This window comes from Microbacterium aoyamense (assembly GCF_023155855.1).
Lineage (GTDB): Bacteria > Actinomycetota > Actinomycetes > Actinomycetales > Microbacteriaceae > Microbacterium > Microbacterium aoyamense.
In genome coordinates, this window is the sequence record NZ_JAKNUT010000001.1 from 419,421 (window position 1) to 434,402 (window position 14,982).

General features: G+C 68.9%; 14 protein-coding genes. 5 read left to right on the top strand and 9 right to left on the bottom strand.

The annotated features are described in order from the left end of the window. Positions 1 to 96: 96 nt before the first annotated feature. The gene (locus MA876_RS02430) at positions 97 to 1,116 is read right to left on the bottom strand and encodes a LacI family DNA-binding transcriptional regulator (RefSeq protein ID WP_248147153.1); all 1,020 of its coding nucleotides are present in this window, start codon (positions 1,114 to 1,116) and stop codon (positions 97 to 99) included. A 182-nt stretch (positions 1,117 to 1,298) separates the two neighbouring features. On the opposite strand from MA876_RS02430, the gene MA876_RS02435 reads away from it, so the two are divergent. The 4 genes from MA876_RS02435 (at position 1,299) to MA876_RS02450 (ending at position 6,359) form a co-directional block, all read left to right on the top strand. Further along, the gene (locus tag MA876_RS02435) at positions 1,299 to 2,594 is read left to right on the top strand and encodes an ABC transporter substrate-binding protein (RefSeq protein WP_248145754.1); all 1,296 of its coding nucleotides are present in this window, start codon (positions 1,299 to 1,301) and stop codon (positions 2,592 to 2,594) included. Between the two features lie 61 nt (positions 2,595 to 2,655). Then, entirely contained in the window at positions 2,656 to 3,558 is a 903-nt protein-coding gene (locus tag MA876_RS02440) for a carbohydrate ABC transporter permease (protein ID WP_248145756.1), read from the top strand. Positions 3,559 to 3,561: 3 nt separating this feature from the next. Beyond that, positions 3,562 to 4,455 carry a carbohydrate ABC transporter permease gene (locus MA876_RS02445; RefSeq protein WP_248145758.1) on the top strand — a complete coding sequence of 298 codons (894 nt, stop codon included), beginning with the start codon at positions 3,562 to 3,564 and terminating at the stop codon, positions 4,453 to 4,455. Then, complete coding sequence (locus MA876_RS02450; protein WP_248145760.1) at positions 4,452 to 6,359, top strand: glycoside hydrolase family 127 protein; 1,908 nt, start codon at positions 4,452 to 4,454, stop codon at positions 6,357 to 6,359. Before MA876_RS02445 ends, MA876_RS02450 begins: the two co-directional genes overlap by 4 nt. Positions 6,360 to 6,503: 144 nt before the next feature. On the opposite strand, the gene MA876_RS02455 is transcribed toward MA876_RS02450, so the two are convergent. The 8 genes from MA876_RS02455 to MA876_RS02490 form a co-directional block, all read right to left on the bottom strand. Beyond that, positions 6,504 to 7,565 carry a LacI family DNA-binding transcriptional regulator gene (locus tag MA876_RS02455; protein WP_248145762.1) on the bottom strand — a complete coding sequence of 354 codons (1,062 nt, stop codon included), beginning with the start codon at positions 7,563 to 7,565 and terminating at the stop codon, positions 6,504 to 6,506. Between the two features lie 43 nt (positions 7,566 to 7,608). Beyond that, positions 7,609 to 8,622 (bottom strand): galactofuranose ABC transporter, permease protein YjfF, encoded by a 1,014-nt coding sequence (gene yjfF / locus MA876_RS02460; RefSeq protein ID WP_248145764.1) that lies wholly within the window; start codon positions 8,620 to 8,622, stop codon positions 7,609 to 7,611. Further along, complete coding sequence (locus MA876_RS02465) at positions 8,619 to 9,665, bottom strand: ABC transporter permease (protein WP_248145766.1); 1,047 nt, start codon at positions 9,663 to 9,665, stop codon at positions 8,619 to 8,621. The genes yjfF and MA876_RS02465 overlap by 4 nt, the downstream gene beginning before the upstream one ends. Further along, on the bottom strand, positions 9,662 to 11,239 hold the full coding sequence (locus tag MA876_RS02470) for a sugar ABC transporter ATP-binding protein (protein ID WP_248145768.1): 1,578 nt from the start codon (positions 11,237 to 11,239) through the stop codon (positions 9,662 to 9,664). The genes MA876_RS02465 and MA876_RS02470 overlap by 4 nt, the downstream gene beginning before the upstream one ends. Before the next feature lie 93 nt (positions 11,240 to 11,332). Beyond that, positions 11,333 to 12,325 carry an ABC transporter substrate-binding protein gene (locus tag MA876_RS02475; protein ID WP_248145770.1) on the bottom strand — a complete coding sequence of 331 codons (993 nt, stop codon included), beginning with the start codon at positions 12,323 to 12,325 and terminating at the stop codon, positions 11,333 to 11,335. Between the two features lie 223 nt (positions 12,326 to 12,548). Then, positions 12,549 to 12,767: a hypothetical protein gene (locus MA876_RS02480; protein WP_248145772.1), complete on the bottom strand. Its 219-nt coding sequence runs from the start codon at positions 12,765 to 12,767 to the stop codon at positions 12,549 to 12,551. Between the two features lie 34 nt (positions 12,768 to 12,801). Continuing rightward, positions 12,802 to 13,305 (bottom strand): gluconokinase, encoded by a 504-nt coding sequence (locus MA876_RS02485; protein ID WP_248145774.1) that lies wholly within the window; start codon positions 13,303 to 13,305, stop codon positions 12,802 to 12,804. A 14-nt stretch (positions 13,306 to 13,319) separates the two neighbouring features. Further along, positions 13,320 to 14,105, bottom strand: coding sequence for an IclR family transcriptional regulator (locus tag MA876_RS02490; RefSeq protein ID WP_248145776.1), 786 nt, complete (start codon positions 14,103 to 14,105; stop codon positions 13,320 to 13,322). A 108-nt stretch (positions 14,106 to 14,213) separates the two neighbouring features. Here MA876_RS02490 and MA876_RS02495 point away from each other — a divergent pair, with 108 nt between their 5' ends. Next, a complete protein-coding gene (locus tag MA876_RS02495; RefSeq protein WP_248145778.1) occupies positions 14,214 to 14,981 on the top strand; it encodes a CoA transferase subunit A in 768 nt (255 codons plus the stop codon). The last annotated feature ends 1 nt before the right edge of the window (position 14,982 follow it).

The window sequence follows — 14,982 nt, forward strand, 5'->3', positions numbered from 1 at the left end:
CTTCGGGGCGGGCGATCCCGCGCCACATCGGGAATGGGGCGCCCCATTCCCGATGTGGGAGGTCGCTCGCGCGGCGGCTGAGGCAGCCTGACGCGATCAGCGACGGGCGATCGTCGACCCGCGGATGACGAGCCGGACGGGCAGGTGGTGCGTGCCCTCGCCGATGTCGACGCCGTCGATCGCGTCGAAGACGCGCTGCGCGGCCTGCCGCCCCAACTGCTGAAGGTTGGCGTCGATGCTCGTGAGCTCGGGGCGGGAGTTGGTGGCCAGGACCTCCCAATTGTCGTAGCCGATCACCGCCAGGTCATCGGGCACACGGCGGTCGAGATCACGCGCCGTGTCGAGCACACCGCGGGCGATCTGGTCCGAGCCGCAGAAGATCGCGTCGACATCGGGATGCTTGGCGAGGAGCATGGCCGCCGCATCCCGCCCCCAGTGCTCGGTCCATTCCGAGAACATCGGGTCTCCGACGAGTTCGAGGCCCGCGGCATCCATCGCCGCCCGAGCACCCGCCAGGCGATCCTGTGCGGCCGCGTATGCCGGGTCGCCCGAGATGTGCGCGATGCGGGTGCGGCCGCAGGCCACCAGATGCTCGATCGCGAGACGTCCGCCCGCGTAGTTGTCAGGCGTCAGCGACAGGTCGCGCGGATCGTCGGACGGCGCGTAGGCGTAGACGACCGGCACGGGGAGGTCCTGCCCGAGCGTCGGCCGAGGGTCGGTCTGACGCCCCACGACGATGATCCCGTCGACGCGACGACTGAGGAGCGCCTTGAGGTGGTGCTGTTCGCGGATCGCATCGCCGCGCGCGTCGCACAGGAAGACGTTGACCTGACCGGCGCCGAACGCGTCTTCGGCCCCCATGAGGATCGGGATCATGAAGCGACCCTCGAGGTCGCTCGTGAGGAGGCCGACGGTTCCGGTGCGGCCCGCGAGCAGACCCTTCGCCATCGCGTTCGGGGTGAACGAGAGCTCCTCCGCTGCCCGCAGCACGCGCTGCCGCGTCGCGACCGCGACGTCATCGCGATCGTTGATCGCCTTTGACGCCGTCGCGATCGACACCCCTGCGAGCCGGGCGACGTCGCTCAGTGTCGCGGCACGCGAGGCCGGGTCGTTCATCGTCACGGGCGCCTCCTTGCTCCGGAAAGGTTATCGACATCGGCGCTTGACCGCTCGGCGAAACTCAGGATAACGTTCCGAAAGGCATTTCGGTAATTTCGAAAGGCCGCCTGCACCCCCAAGCAGCGGTGTCGGCTCGGCCGACGTCATCCGCTCGAAGAAGAGCCAGAGGAGACATCTGCATGTTCAGCACCCGACGCCGTGCCGCGTTCCGCGCCGCGACGGCATTCGTGGCGGCCGGCGCCCTCGTCGGCGGCCTCGCCGCCTGTTCCGGCGGAAGCACGCCCACCCCCGCCGAGTCGATCCCCGCCGAGGGCCTCGACGACGGTTCCACCCTGACGCTGTGGACCCGCGCGCCGCTCGAGAAGCAGGCGAACCTGCTCGTCGACGCGTACAACGCGAGCCACGAGAACCAGGTCGAGCTCACCGTCGTCCCCAACGACGATTACGTCGCGAAGGTCGGCGCGGCAGCGGGTTCGGGCGGTCTGCCCGACCTCTTCGCCGCCGACATCGTCTATGTGCCGAACTGGGTCGAGCAGGGGCTGTTCCAGGACATCACGCCCCAGATCGACGCCCTGTCGTTCAAGGACGAGATCAATAAGGGCCACCTCTCTGCCGGCACCATGGACGGCAAGGAGCACGTGCTGCCCTTCGTGCTCGACCTCTCGATGCTCTTCTGGAACAAGGAGCTCTTCGCCGAGGCCGGGCTCGACCCCGAGAAGGCTCCCGCGAACCTCGAGGAGTTCGCCGACGCGGCCAAGGCCGTGCAGGCGCTCGGCAAGGACGGCGTCTACGGCACGGCGACGGGCCTCAACTGCGGTGGGTGCCTCGTCTTCACGTGGTTCCCGAGCGTCTGGGCCGACGGCGAAGAGGTGCTCAGCGACGACGGTCGCGAGTCGCTCCTCGCGAGCGACACCGCGAAGGACATGTACTCCGTGTGGCGCGATCTGTGGGAGTCGGGCGCCGTGCTCCCGAGCTCGCAGGACGAGGCGGGCCCGACGTGGACCGCGGGCTTCACCGAGGGCAACGTGGGGCTGATGTTCTACCCCGCGACGCTGCTCTCGTCGACCCCGTTCGACGTCGGCGTCGCCGGCATCCCCGGCCCTGAGGGCGGCGCGTCGACCTTCGTCGGCGGTGACGGCATCGGCATCTCGAAGGACTCGAAGAAGTCCGCGCAGGCCTGGAACTTCCTCAACTGGCTGATGTCGGAGGATGCACAGGTCCAGGTCCTCGCGAAGAACAACGACGTCGTCTCGCGCGCCGACTTCGCCGACAACGAGTACGCCGCGAAGGACCCCCGACTCGTGACGATCAACGAGGTCGCGGGACAGGGTGACACTCCCGTCGCGCTCAACTTCCAGCAGGCGTTCAACGCACCGGGCAGCCCGTGGCTGACGCTCGTACGCAACGCCGTGCTCGAGGGGACCGACACGGTGGACGCCGACAACGAGGCGATCACCGAGATCCTCGCGCAGTGACCGAACGAGGGCGGCGGATGCCCGGCATCCGCCGCCCTCCTCGACCCAGGAAGACACCATCATGACCACAGGCACCGTGAGCGCGCCCCGCCGAACGCGGCGCGCGCGACAGGAAGCCGCGAGGGGCTGGGCGTACGCCGCTCCGACCGCGATCTTCGTCCTGTTCGTCTTCATCGTGCCGCTCGCTCTCGTGCTGCAGATGTCGGCCTCGGACTGGCCGCTGCTCGCGGGCAACCGCGGCTGGAACTTCCCCGCGAACTACGCCGATGCCGTCTCGCACCGCCTGTTCTGGGACTCGATCTGGTTCACGCTGAAGTACACGGTGATCACGACCGTCCTGCTCATCGGCCTCGGCCTCGGCCTCGCCCTCCTCGTGCAGGAGTCCACGCGGTGGAAGTCGATCCTGCGGACCTCGTTCCTCGTGCCGAGCGCACTCGGGCTGGCCTCGGCATCCCTCCTCTTCTACGTCCTCTACTCGCCCTATGCCGGCCCGTTCGCCGGGCTGATGCAGTCCTGGGGGTTCACGTTCCTCGGCACGCCCGAGGGTGCGCTGTGGTCGACGGTGTTCCTCATCGTGTGGCGCTACGCGGGCTTCTACATGCTTCTCATGCTCGTGGGCCTGCAGGCGATCCCCGACGACGTCTACGAAGCCGCTCGCATCGACGGGGCATCCACGTGGCAGACGTTCCGCACGATCACCGTGCCGCTCCTGCGTCCGACGTTCGCCCTCACGATCGTGCTGTGCGTCACGGGCTCGCTGCTCGCGTTCGAGCAGTTCTACATCCTCACCAAGGGCGGCCCCGACAACAGCACCATGACGATCGTGCAGCTGATCTACAACGTCGCCTTCCAGGGCCAGAACAACCTCGGCATCGCCGCGGCCCTGTCGGTCATCGTGCTGCTCGCCCTCATCGTCATCAACATCGCCCAGATCCGCGCGTTCCGCCGGCCGGAGGACAGCTGAGCCATGGCCCTTCAGACACAGACCACCGCGACCGACCTCATCCGCGTCGAGGAGCCGCGCCGCCGCACGCGCTCGACGGCCGCTCGCATCGCCTTCGGCATCCCGTACTGGGTGCTCACGACGGCGCTCGCGATCATCTTCCTGTACCCGCTCATATGGACCGCGATCTCGTCGTTCGAGCCGCGGGCCGGCACGAGCCAGGTCGACGGCTGGGGCTTCGGCAACTACGTCGCCCTCGCGAACTACCAGGCAGGCATCTGGGTGTACCTCGGCAACTCGCTCTTCGTCTCGCTTCTGACGGTGCTGCTCACCCTGGTCGTCTCGGGGCTCGGCGGCTACGCGTTCGCGCGGTTCTCGTTCCCCGGCAAGAATCTGCTGTTCCTGACGGTGCTCGCGATCCTCATGGTGCCGTACGCGACGCTGCTCATCCCGCTCTACGTGATCCTCAACGCGGTGGGGCTCAGCAACTCGCTCGTCGGCGTCGCGATCGTGCTGGCGATGTTCCAGCTGCCGTTCTCGATGTTCATGATGCGCATCTCGTTCGAGTCGGTGCCGCGCGAGCTCGACGAGGCAGCGATGGTCGATGGATGCTCGAGCTTCGGCGCACTGTGGCGAGTGCTGCTCCCCGCGGTCAAGCCGGGGCTCATCACGGTCGGCCTCTTCGCGTTCCTCGCCGCATGGAACGACTTCATGGCGCCGCTCATCCTTATCACCGACACCAACCGGATGACGCTGCCGCTCGCCGTCGCGAACCTGCGCGTGCAGGTGCAGGGCGTCATCGACTACGGAGCCACCGAGGCCGGAGTCGTCGTACTGGCGCTGCCCTGCATCCTGCTCTTCCTGATCCTCCAGCGTCACTACGTCCGCGGCTTCATGTCCGGCGCTTTCAAGGGATGACCATGCCGAACACCACCGCTGCCCCCGTCGTGCCTTCGCGCGGTCGCCTCCGGCCGCTGGGTCAGCACGAGGTCCGCATCACCGGCGGCTTCTGGGGCTCGCGCCAGGACGTCAACCACGAGGCGACGCTCGCCCACATCGGCGGTCGCCTCGAGTCCGAGGGATGGCTGCCGAACTTCGACCTGGCCGCGGCCGGCACGCTTCCCGACGGTCGGAGGGGTCGAGAGTTCTCGGACTCCGAGGTCTACAAGTACCTCGAGGGGCTCGCGTGGGAGATCGGCCGCACCGACGACCCGGCGCTCGAGGAGCGCTTCCGCGCGGTCGTCGCGCGTATCGCGGCAGCGCAGGAGCCCGACGGCTACCTGAACACGCAGTTCGGGCGGCCAGGGCAGGGTGCGCGATGGTCGGACCTCGAATGGGGGCACGAGCTCTACTGCCTCGGCCACCTCTTCCAGGCCGCGGTCGCGCGCGAGCGCACGCGACCGGGCGCAGACGACGGACTCGTCGAGATCGCGCGCCGCGCAGCCGACATGGTGTGCCGCGAGTTCGGCGCCGACGGGCGCAACGCGATCTGCGGACACGCCGTCATCGAGACGGGGCTCGCCGAACTCGGACGGGTCCTCGACGAGCCGCGGTACCTCGAGCAGGCCCACCTCTTCGTCGAGCGCCACGGTCAAGGCACGCTGCGCGACATCGAGTGGGGCCGCCAGTACTACCAGGACGACGTGGCCGTCCGCGACGCCGACGTGCTGCGCGGCCACGCCGTGCGTGCGAACTATCTCGCGGCCGGCTCGGTCGACGTCGCGGTCGAGCACGACGACGCCGCGCTGCTCGACGCGCTGCGCGGGCAGTGGGAGCGCACGGTTGCGCGACGCACGTACATCACGGGCGGCCAGGGGTCGCATCACCAGGACGAGGCGTTCGGCCTCGACTGGGAGCTCCCGCCCGACCGGGCGTACTCCGAGACGTGCGCGGGCGTCGGCTCGATCATGTTCGCGTGGAGGATGCTGCTCGCCGACGGCGATCCGCGCTACGCCGACCTCATCGAGCGGACGCTCTTCAACGTCGTCGCCACGTCGCCGAGCGCCGACGGCCGCGCGTTCTACTACGCCAACACGCTGCACCAGCGCGTTCCGGGCGCGGTCGTGGACCCGGGCTCCACCTCGCCGCGCGCGGGCTCAGCCCTGCGCGCGCCCTGGTTCGATGTGTCGTGCTGCCCACCCAACGTCGCTCGCACGCTCGCGAGCCTCGACGCGTACATCGCGACGGCCGATGACGACGGCATCCAACTGCACCAGTACGCCGATGCATCCATCCGCACGACCCTCGCCGACGGTCGCGACGTGGCGCTGCACGTCGAGACGCGGTACCCCGACGACGGCGTGGTGCGGGTCGTGGTCCACGAACCCGCCGAGTTCGCGCTCGGGCTGCGGGTCCCCGCGTGGGCTTCCGGGGCGTCTCTGCAGATCGAGGGAGCGAACGGCTCGGTCCAGGATCACGTCGTCGAGCCCGGCATGGCGACGGTGCGACGGGCGTTCGCCGCGGGGGATGCCGTGGTCCTGACCCTTCCGGTCGCGCCGCGGGTCTCGCATCCCGACGCGCGCATCGACGCCGTGCGCGGCGCGGTGGCGATCGAGCGCGGGCCGGAGGTCCTCGCCCTCGAGTCCGTCGACTTCGGCTGCGACATCGCCGACGCCGTGCTCGACCTCACCGCCGAGCCGATCGAACGCGACGGACGGGTCTGGGTCCGCGTCGCGCGTCGCGGCTCCCGCGATGCGGGATGGCCCTACGACTCGGACGCGGGCGGCCCGGCCGAACGTCACGTCGAGGTCCCGCTCGTCCCGTACCACTCCTGGGCCGAGCGCGGTCCCTCGACGATGCGCGTCTGGATCCCGACCGCCTGACCTCCGCCGAAATCGGACCCACGCGGGTTTGGGACACCCCGACGCTGAACCCACACATCCTGAGCGAACCCACACGATCCGGTGGCGAGAAGCGTGTGGGTTCGCGCCAAGCGCGTGGGTTCGCGAGGAATCAACCCAGGCGGGTCAGACGGCGCGCGTCGAAGACCGTACGATGATCTGCGAAGGGCGGGGTTCGGGATGCTCCGTGGACTGCTCGTCCTGCAGATGTGCGAGCACCGCGGCCATCGCGTCACGGCCGAGCCCGACGAAGTCCTGTCGCATCGTCGTCAGGGGCGGCTGGAAGTGCGCGGCCTCGGGGATGTCGTCGAATCCGACGACGCTGACGTCCTCGGGCACACGGAGCCCCGCTTCCGCCAGGGCATGCAGCAATCCGAGCGCCATCTGGTCGTTCGACACGAACACCGCTCCGGGCACGCCCCCCTGGAGCATCGCGGTGCCGAGGTCGAAGCCCGACTGCGGCGACCAGTCCCCCCGCGGCGGGTCGACGACCGCGATCCCGGCTTCCCCGAGGCGGTCGCGCCAGCCGCGCAGGCGCTCCTCGGCATCCATCGATCCCGCCGGTCCCGCGATGTGGCGGATGTCTCGGTGGCCGAGCTCGAGCAGGTGCGACACCGCCGCGCGAGCGGCACGGTACTGGTCGATCGTAACGCGCAGCGCGCGGCCGCGTGCCTCCGAGGCCACCGCGACGAGCGGCACCCCGAGCTCCCAGCCGTCGAACGCGTCCAGAGCGGCGCGCTCCGTCGCGATCAGCACGATCGCCTCGACGTTCTGGCGGATGAGCATCTCGGCCGCCGATCGCAGCGTCGGACCCAAGGCATCCGCAAGCGTCGTCGTGATGACGGCGTAGCCGGCATCCGCCGCCGATTCGTTGACGTGCAGCACGATGCTCGATGGCCCGAAGTCAGGCAGGCCGGCCGCGACGAGCCCGAGCGTGCGGGAGCGGCGCGTCACGAGCGCGCGCGCGGCCTGCGACGGCACGTACCGCAGCTGCCGGATCGCGTTCTCGACGCGCTCGCGTGTCGCAGGGCGCACGTTCGGCAGGTCGTTGAGGACTCTCGACACCGTCTGGTGCGAGACCCCCGCGAGGCGCGCGACGTCGAAGATCGTCGCGACGCGCCCCCGTTCGCCGCCGTTCGCGCTCACCTGCGCAGCCCGCTCCCCTCGCGCACGCGCCGACGCGCGCACGTCCTCATTATCGCGGGATGCCGCGTCCCTTCCCGTGCACCGCTCATCGTCGCCGCGCCGTCAGCACCCGCTGCAGGATGATGAAGACGAGCAGCAGGGCACCGATGAAGATCTTCGTCCACCACGACGACAGCGTGCCCTCGAACGAGATGATCGTCTGGATGATGCCCAGCACGAGCACGCCGAGCACCGATCCCAGCACGAATCCGTAGCCTCCCGCGAGCAGGGTGCCGCCGATGACGACCGCGGCGATCGCGTCGAGCTCCGTGCCGATCGCCGTCAGCGGGTAGCCCGAGAGCGTGTAGAGCGAGAACAGGATGCCCGCGATGCCCGAGCACAGACCCGAGATCACGTAGACGAGCACCTTCGTTCGGGCGACGGGCAGTCCCATCAGCAGACCGCTCTGCTCGCTGCCGCCGAGCGCGTAGACCGTGCGGCCGAAGCGCGTGCGGTGCAGCACCCATACGGCGATCGCCACGACGGCGAGCGCGATGATGACGCTCGGCGTGATCGACAGACCCGGGCCGAGCGGGATGCGCGTGACGCCGAGTGCGATGAACGCGGGGTCGGTGATGGAGATGGACGACTGACTGATGACGTAGCAGAGGCCGCGCGCGAGGAACATCGCGGCCAGCGTCGCGATGAACGGCTGGACTTTGAACACGTGCACCATGAGTCCGACGAGCAGTCCCAGCACCGAGGTCAGCACGAGGATGAGCGGGATGACGGCGGCCGCCGGCCAGCCCGACTGCAGCAGACTCGCCGCGATCATCGTGGACAGTGCGACGACCGCACCGACCGAGAGGTCGATGCCACCGGTCAGGATCACGAACGTCATGCCGACGGCGAGCACGATGAGGTAGGCGTTGTCGATGAACAGGTTGAGGAAGACCTGGCCCGAGAGGAACCCGTTGTACCGGATGCCGCCGCCGATGAAGATCGCGACGAAGAGGATCAGGGTCACGAGCACGGGCCCGTACTTGGGGCTCGTGAAGGTGCGCTCGAGTCCCGCGCCGAAGCGGCGGAGCGAGCTCGTGGGAACGGTCGCGGTGGTCATGCCGCCGCCACCCCCTTTCCGGATCGCAGGGCGAGCTTTCGTCGGAAGCATCCGAGCGCCTCGTTCGTCGTCGGCGACTGCAGCAGGCAGACGACCGTCACGACGGCGGCCTTGAACACCATCGTCGCGATGGGCGGGATGCCGACCGTGTACACGGTCGTGACGAGAGTCTGGATGACGAGGGCACCGACGAGGGTTCCCGCGAGCGAGTAGCGGCCGCCCGCGAGCGACGTGCCGCCGATCACGACGGCGAGGATCGCGTCGAGCTCGATGAACAGGCCTGTGTTGTTGGCGTCTGCGGCCATCGTGTTCGCCGTGAGGATCAGGCCCGCCACCGCGGCGCACAGGGCGCAGAACGTGTAGACCGCGAAGAGCAGTCCGCGTGCGCGCACGCCCGCCTGACGGCTCGCCTCGGGATTGATGCCGACCGACTCGATGAGCATGCCCAGCGCGGTGCGGCGCGTGAGGACGGCCGCGAGGATGAACACCGCGGCGCCGATGTAGACGGCGACCGGCACGCCGAGCCAGAAGCCGGCGCCGAGCGCCTTGAAGGGTGGGCTCGTGACGGTGAGGATCTGTCCCTCGGTGATGAGCATCGCGACACCGCGCCCGGCGGTCATGAGCACGAGCGTCGCGATGATGGGCTGGATGCCCAGAACGCTCACGAGGAAGCCGTTCCACACGCCGCACACGAGACCGACGGCGAGCGCCGTGAGGATCGCGATCGCGACGGTTCCGGGATTGCCCGGATCGGACGACCCGAGGAGGATGCTGCACGCGACCGCCCCCGAGATCGCGCACACGGCGCCGACCGAGAGGTCGATGCCGCGCGTCGCGATGACGAGCGTCATGCCGACCGCGACGATGAGCGTCGGAGCGCCGTTGCGGAGGATGTCGATGAGACTGCCGTAGAGGTTGCCGTCGCGGATCGTGATCGTGAAGAACCCCGGGAACGCGATGACGTTGATGAGGAAGAGCACGAGCAGCATCACGATGGGCCAGAAGATCCGGCTCGAGGCGAAGCGGGCGAGCAGGGCGATCATGCGGCGTCTCCGGTGGATTCTTCGTCCCCTGATCCCTCGGCGATGAGGGCGAGGAGGCTGTCGACGGTGATGTCTTCGTTCGGAAGGTCGGCGACCTTCTCGCGGTCGCGCATCACGACGATGCGGTGGCTGAGGCGCAGCACCTCTTCGAGCTCTGCGCTGATGTAGACGACGCTCATGCCGTTCTCGGCGAGGCTCACGACGAGCTTCTGGATCTCGGCCTTCGCGCCGATGTCGATGCCGCGCGTCGGCTCGTCGAGGATGAGCAGCCGCGGTGCGACGGCGAGCCATCTGGCCAGCAGCACCTTCTGCTGGTTGCCGCCGGACAGATTGCGGACGATCGCGTCCTTGTTCGCGGGACGGATGTTGAGGGCCTGGATGTAGCTGTCGGCGAGCTCGTCCTGCCGCTTCTTCGGGATCGGCCGGAACCATCCGCGGTCGGCCTGCAGCGCGAGCACGATGTTGTCGCGCACCGTGAGCTCGTCGACGATGCCCTCGGAGCGACGGTTCTCGCTCGAGTACGCGATGCGCTCCGAGAGCGCCTGGCGCGGAGTGCGCAGCTTCTCCTGCGCGCCGCGGATCGTCAGCTCGCCGCTGTCGGCGCGGTCGATGCCGCCGAGCAGGCGCGCGACCTCGGTGCGCCCCGATCCGAGCAGACCCGCGAAGCCGACGACCTCACCCTCGTGGATCGTGAGATCGACCGGGTTGACGGCGCCCTTGCGGCCGAGTCCCCGCGCCCGCACGAACACGGTCGGATCGCCGCCCTCGGCATCCGCTTCCCGTACCCGCTGCTCGAGGTCCTCGAGGGTCGAGATCTCCTTGCCGATCATCTTCTGCACGAGGTCGATGCGCAGGAGGTCCGGCGTGAGGTACTCGCCGACGAGCCGACCGTTGCGGAAGACCGTCAGCCGATCGGCGATCTCGTAGACCTGGTCGAGGAAGTGCGAGACGAACAGGATCGCCACGCCGTCGTCCTTGAGCGAGCGGATGATGCGGAAGAGCTCCGCGACCTCGTCCGCATCCAGGCTCGAGGTGGGTTCGTCGAGGATCAGCACGCGCGCGTCGATGTTGATCGCACGGGCGATCGCGATGAGCTGCTGCAGTGCGAGGGAATGGGATGCCAGGAGCGAGCCCGGGTCGATGTCGAGACCGAGGCCTTCGAGCACCTCGCGGGCCTGCGCCCGCATGCGTCGCGTGTCGATCGCGCCGAATCGCCGCGGCTCCCGGCCGAGCATGATGTTCTCGGCTACCGAGAGGTTGGGGAGGAGATTGACCTCCTGGTAGACCGTCGAGATGCCGGCATCCTGCGCCTGCGCGGTCGTGTGGAACGACACCTGCTCACCGCCGAGGACGATCGTGCCGGAGTCGATCTGGTACACGCCCGTCAGCGCTTTGATGAGCGTCGACTTGCCCGCGCCGTTCTCGCCCATGAGCGAGTGCACCTCGCCGGGGAACATGCGGAACGAGACGCCGTCGAGCGCCTTGACGCCCGGGAACGAGATCGAGATGTCCGTCATCTCGACGATGGGTGCAGGATGCGCCTCGGGGGCGGGTGGGCGGGTGAGCTCGGTCATCGAAGTTCTCCGTCGAACGCGTGCGGGTCGGTCTGAGCGTAGGGGGTGGGGTGCGCGGCTCGGCCGCGCACCCCACCCGGTCAGGTCACTCGATCAGTACTGACGAGTGGGCAGAGCCTCGATCGCCTGCTCCTGCGTGAACGTCGTCTCCTCCGTCACGATGCGCTTCTCGACCGTGCCGCCGTCGTTGAGCGTCGTGATGACGTCGACGAGCTGCTTGCCCAGCAGCGGCGAGCACTCCACGATGAAGTTGATCTTGCCGTCGGCGAGGGCCTGCATGCCGTCCTTGACCGCATCCACCGTCACGATCTTGATGTCTTCGCCGGGAACGAGACCCGCGGCCTCGATCGCCTCGATCGCACCCAGACCCATGTCGTCGTTGTGCGCGTAGACGAGGTCGATGTCGGGGTTCGACTTGAGCATGGCCTCCATGACCTGCTTGCCGCCGGCGCGCGTGAAGTCACCCGTCTGGCTCGCGACGATCTCGAACTTGTCGTCGGCGCCGATGACCTCGGCGAAGCCCTCGGCACGGTCGATCGCGGGAGCCGCGCCCGTCGTGCCCTCGAGCTGGACGATGTTGACCTTGTCCGCGTCGGCGAACTCCTCGACGACCCAGTCCCCGGCCTTCTTGCCCTCTTCGATGAAGTCCGATCCGAGGAAGGTCACGTAGAGCGAGTCGTCCTTGCTGTCGACGGCGCGGTCGGTGAGCACGACGGGGATGCCGGCGGCCTTCGCCTCGTTGAGCACGGCGTCCCAACCGGTCTCGACGACCGGCGAGAACGCGATGTAGTCGACGCCCTGCTGGATGTAGGACCGGATCGCCTTGATCTGGTTCTCCTGCTTCTGCTGGGCATCCGAGAACTTCAGATCGATGTCCGCGTCGGCGAACGCCGCCTGGATGTCCTTCGTGTTGGCGGTGCGCCAGCCCGACTCGGCGCCGACCTGCGCGAAGCCGACGACGAGCTCGTCGACGGGCTTGGGACCGGATGCGTCGCCGCCTGATCCCGCGTCGGTGCCCGACGCGCAGCCCGCGAGTCCGATGAGCAGCGCGCCTGCCGCTGCGATCGAGATGAGCTTCTTGTTCATCCCTTGAACCTCCTTGTTCGAGTTCGGGCGCGGTCATCGCGCTCCTGGTGCGTGCGGCCGTCAGTAGCCGCGATTCAGGATGTTAGCGCTCACTGTTAGCGTTCACAAGCGCGATTCCTCCCGCGGACGGCAACGGAAGGGTAACGAAATGTGAGCGTGAACATCCGTGCGCGCAACAGTCCCGCCCGACACGGGGTCGGGCGGGACTGTGAGGGTGCTCGGATCAGAGAGCCGAGATGCGGGCGGTCAGCTGCTCGAGCGTCTCGGCGGGCAACTGTCCGCCGGCCATCTTGAGCACGGCCGCGGCCGGCATGCCCTTCGCGAAGCCGATCATCGGGTGGTCAGGCAGTTCGGGCACCAGATCGACGATGATCGCCCGGGCCTCGGGGTCATCGAGCAGGGTGCCGAGTGTCGTCGTCTCGAGGTCGTATCTGCCGGCCATGTGCGCTCCTTCGGGCATGGGGGATGAGTGGGTCTCAGCCTACGTCCGCGCTCCGCCGCCACGCCCCCACGGCTTCGAGGACGATCGGGTCGAGCGGCGCCGCCGCGTCGATGACGATCCCCTCCTCGTCCGGCTCGAGGGGCTCGAGCGTCGCGAGCTGAGAGGCCAGCAGACTCGCCGGCATGAAATGGTCCGTGCGCTGGGCGAGGCGCGTCGAGAGCGCGGCGGGATCCAGGTCGAGGTGGACGAAGAAGACGCCGGATGCCGCATTCCGCAGCGCATCGCGGTACGAGCGCCGCAGCGCCGAGCAGGCGACGACCACGACACCGCCGTGATCCTGGGCGAGGGCGGCACCGACGAGTCGAAGCCACGGCATCCGGTCTTCGTCGGTCAGCGGCACGCCCGCGGCCATCTTCGCGACGTTCGCGGCGGGATGGAGGTCATCCGCGTCGATGTACACCCCGTCGAGCGCCGCAGCCAGTGCCGCCGCGACGGTCGACTTGCCCGAGCCGGACACTCCCATCACCACGATCGACATGCGGTCCACGTTAGTCACCGGGAAGACGCCGCGATGCGGGATGAGAGCTGGTGCGCATGGGCGAGGAGCGTGCGCCCGAGATCGGCGATGCGATCCGGCCCGAACCGGAACTCCACGCCCGTCAGGCTCAGCGCCCACTGCGGGTGTCCCTCCCGCGTGAACACGGCTGCGCCGAGCCCGTAGGACCCCTCGACGATGAGCCCGGGGTTCACGGCGTAGCCGCGCTCCTGCGTCTCGCGCAGGCGCGCGCGCAGTCGCTTCTCGCCGTGAGCAGCCCCGCGCTCCTTCGCGAGCTCGGGATGCCGCTCGAAGTAGGCGTCCACATCGTGAGGTGGCAGGAACGCCAGGATCGCGAGACCCGCCGAGGCGACGCCGAGCGGGAACCGCACGCTCTCCGACAGCACGAACGACCGGATCGGGAAGCTGCCCTCCTCGCGCAGGAGGCACACCGTCTCATCACCCCGACGCACCGACAGGAACGCGCTCTCCTCCGTCCGCACCGCGAGGGAGCGCACGATGTCGCGCGCGATGGTCGTGATGTCGTAGCGGGATGCCGCCACCTGGCCCATCAGGTAGAGCTCGGGGCCGGGCATCCATCGACCCGTCCGCTCGTCCTGATCGACGAGTCCCTCGTGGCGGAGCGCCATCAGAAGCCGGTGGGCCGTGGGCCGCGTGAGATCGGCTCTGCGCGCGAGGTCGCTCACCGCGAGGCCGTCGGCGGAGGCCTGCGTGACGAGGCGGAGCAGCCGCGAGGCGCGCGCGATCGACTGCGCTCCGGGGATCGTCGCGGTCGTGTCCACGATATGGACGATAGGCGCCTCGGGTTCCACATGGCAACCCCCGCCGTGACACCCGGCTCTGGCGAGCGGAGCATGGAACTGCAGACGCACGAACGCGAAGGAGCACACGTGATCGACAAGACCTGGGGATCCGCCGCCGAGGCGGTCGCCGACATCCCCGACGGCGCCTCGCTCGCCGTCGGCGGTTTCGGGCTGTCCGGCAACCCCATCGCCCTCATCGAGGCTCTGCTCGCGCAGGGCACCTCCGACCTCAGCATCGTGAGCAACAACTGCGGAGTGGATGACTGGGGCCTGGGGATCCTCCTGGGCGCCAAGCGCATTCGCAAGATGACCTCCTCGTACGTCGGCGAGAACAAGGAGTTCGAGCGGCAGTTCCTCACGGGAGAGCTCGAGCTCGAGCTGACCCCGCAGGGCACGCTCGCCGAGAAGCTCCGCGCCGGCGGCTCCGGCGTCGCCGCGTTCTACACGCAGACCGGCGTCGGCACGCAGGTGGCCGAGAGCGGGCTGCCCCGGCGCTACTCCCCCGACGGCAGCGTCGCCGTGGCATCCCCCGTCAAGGACGTCCGCACGTTCGACGTGAGCGGCGAGCCCCGCGAGTACGTCCTCGAAGAGGCGATCGTGACCGACTTCGCACTCGTGCACGCGTGGAAGGGCGACCGCCACGGCAACCTCGTCTTCAACAAGGCCGCGCGCAACTTCAACCCCCTCGCCGCGATGGCCGGCCGCACCTGCATCGCGCAGGTCGAGGAGCTCGTGGAACCCGGCGAGCTCGACCCCGACGGCATCCACCTGCCGGGCATCTACGTGCACCGCATCGTCGAGGTCGGCACCGACATCGAGAAGCGCATCGAGCGCCGCACCGTGAAGGAAGCCTGAT

Bases quoted from the DNA above. Each gene is read 5' to 3' on its own strand.
- MA876_RS02430 (WP_248147153.1), bottom strand. From the start codon at position 1,116: ATGAACGACCCGGCCTCGCGTGCCGCGACACTGAGCGACGTCGCCCGG.
- MA876_RS02435 (WP_248145754.1), top strand. From the start codon at position 1,299: ATGTTCAGCACCCGACGCCGTGCCGCGTTCCGCGCCGCGACGGCATTC.
- MA876_RS02440 (WP_248145756.1), top strand. From the start codon at position 2,656: ATGACCACAGGCACCGTGAGCGCGCCCCGCCGAACGCGGCGCGCGCGA.
- MA876_RS02445 (WP_248145758.1), top strand. From the start codon at position 3,562: ATGGCCCTTCAGACACAGACCACCGCGACCGACCTCATCCGCGTCGAG.
- MA876_RS02450 (WP_248145760.1), top strand. From the start codon at position 4,452: ATGACCATGCCGAACACCACCGCTGCCCCCGTCGTGCCTTCGCGCGGT.
- yjfF (WP_248145764.1), bottom strand. From the start codon at position 8,622: ATGACCACCGCGACCGTTCCCACGAGCTCGCTCCGCCGCTTCGGCGCG.
- MA876_RS02465 (WP_248145766.1), bottom strand. From the start codon at position 9,665: ATGATCGCCCTGCTCGCCCGCTTCGCCTCGAGCCGGATCTTCTGGCCC.
- MA876_RS02470 (WP_248145768.1), bottom strand. From the start codon at position 11,239: ATGACCGAGCTCACCCGCCCACCCGCCCCCGAGGCGCATCCTGCACCC.
- MA876_RS02475 (WP_248145770.1), bottom strand. From the start codon at position 12,325: ATGAACAAGAAGCTCATCTCGATCGCAGCGGCAGGCGCGCTGCTCATC.
- MA876_RS02480 (WP_248145772.1), bottom strand. From the start codon at position 12,767: ATGGCCGGCAGATACGACCTCGAGACGACGACACTCGGCACCCTGCTC.
- MA876_RS02485 (WP_248145774.1), bottom strand. From the start codon at position 13,305: ATGTCGATCGTGGTGATGGGAGTGTCCGGCTCGGGCAAGTCGACCGTC.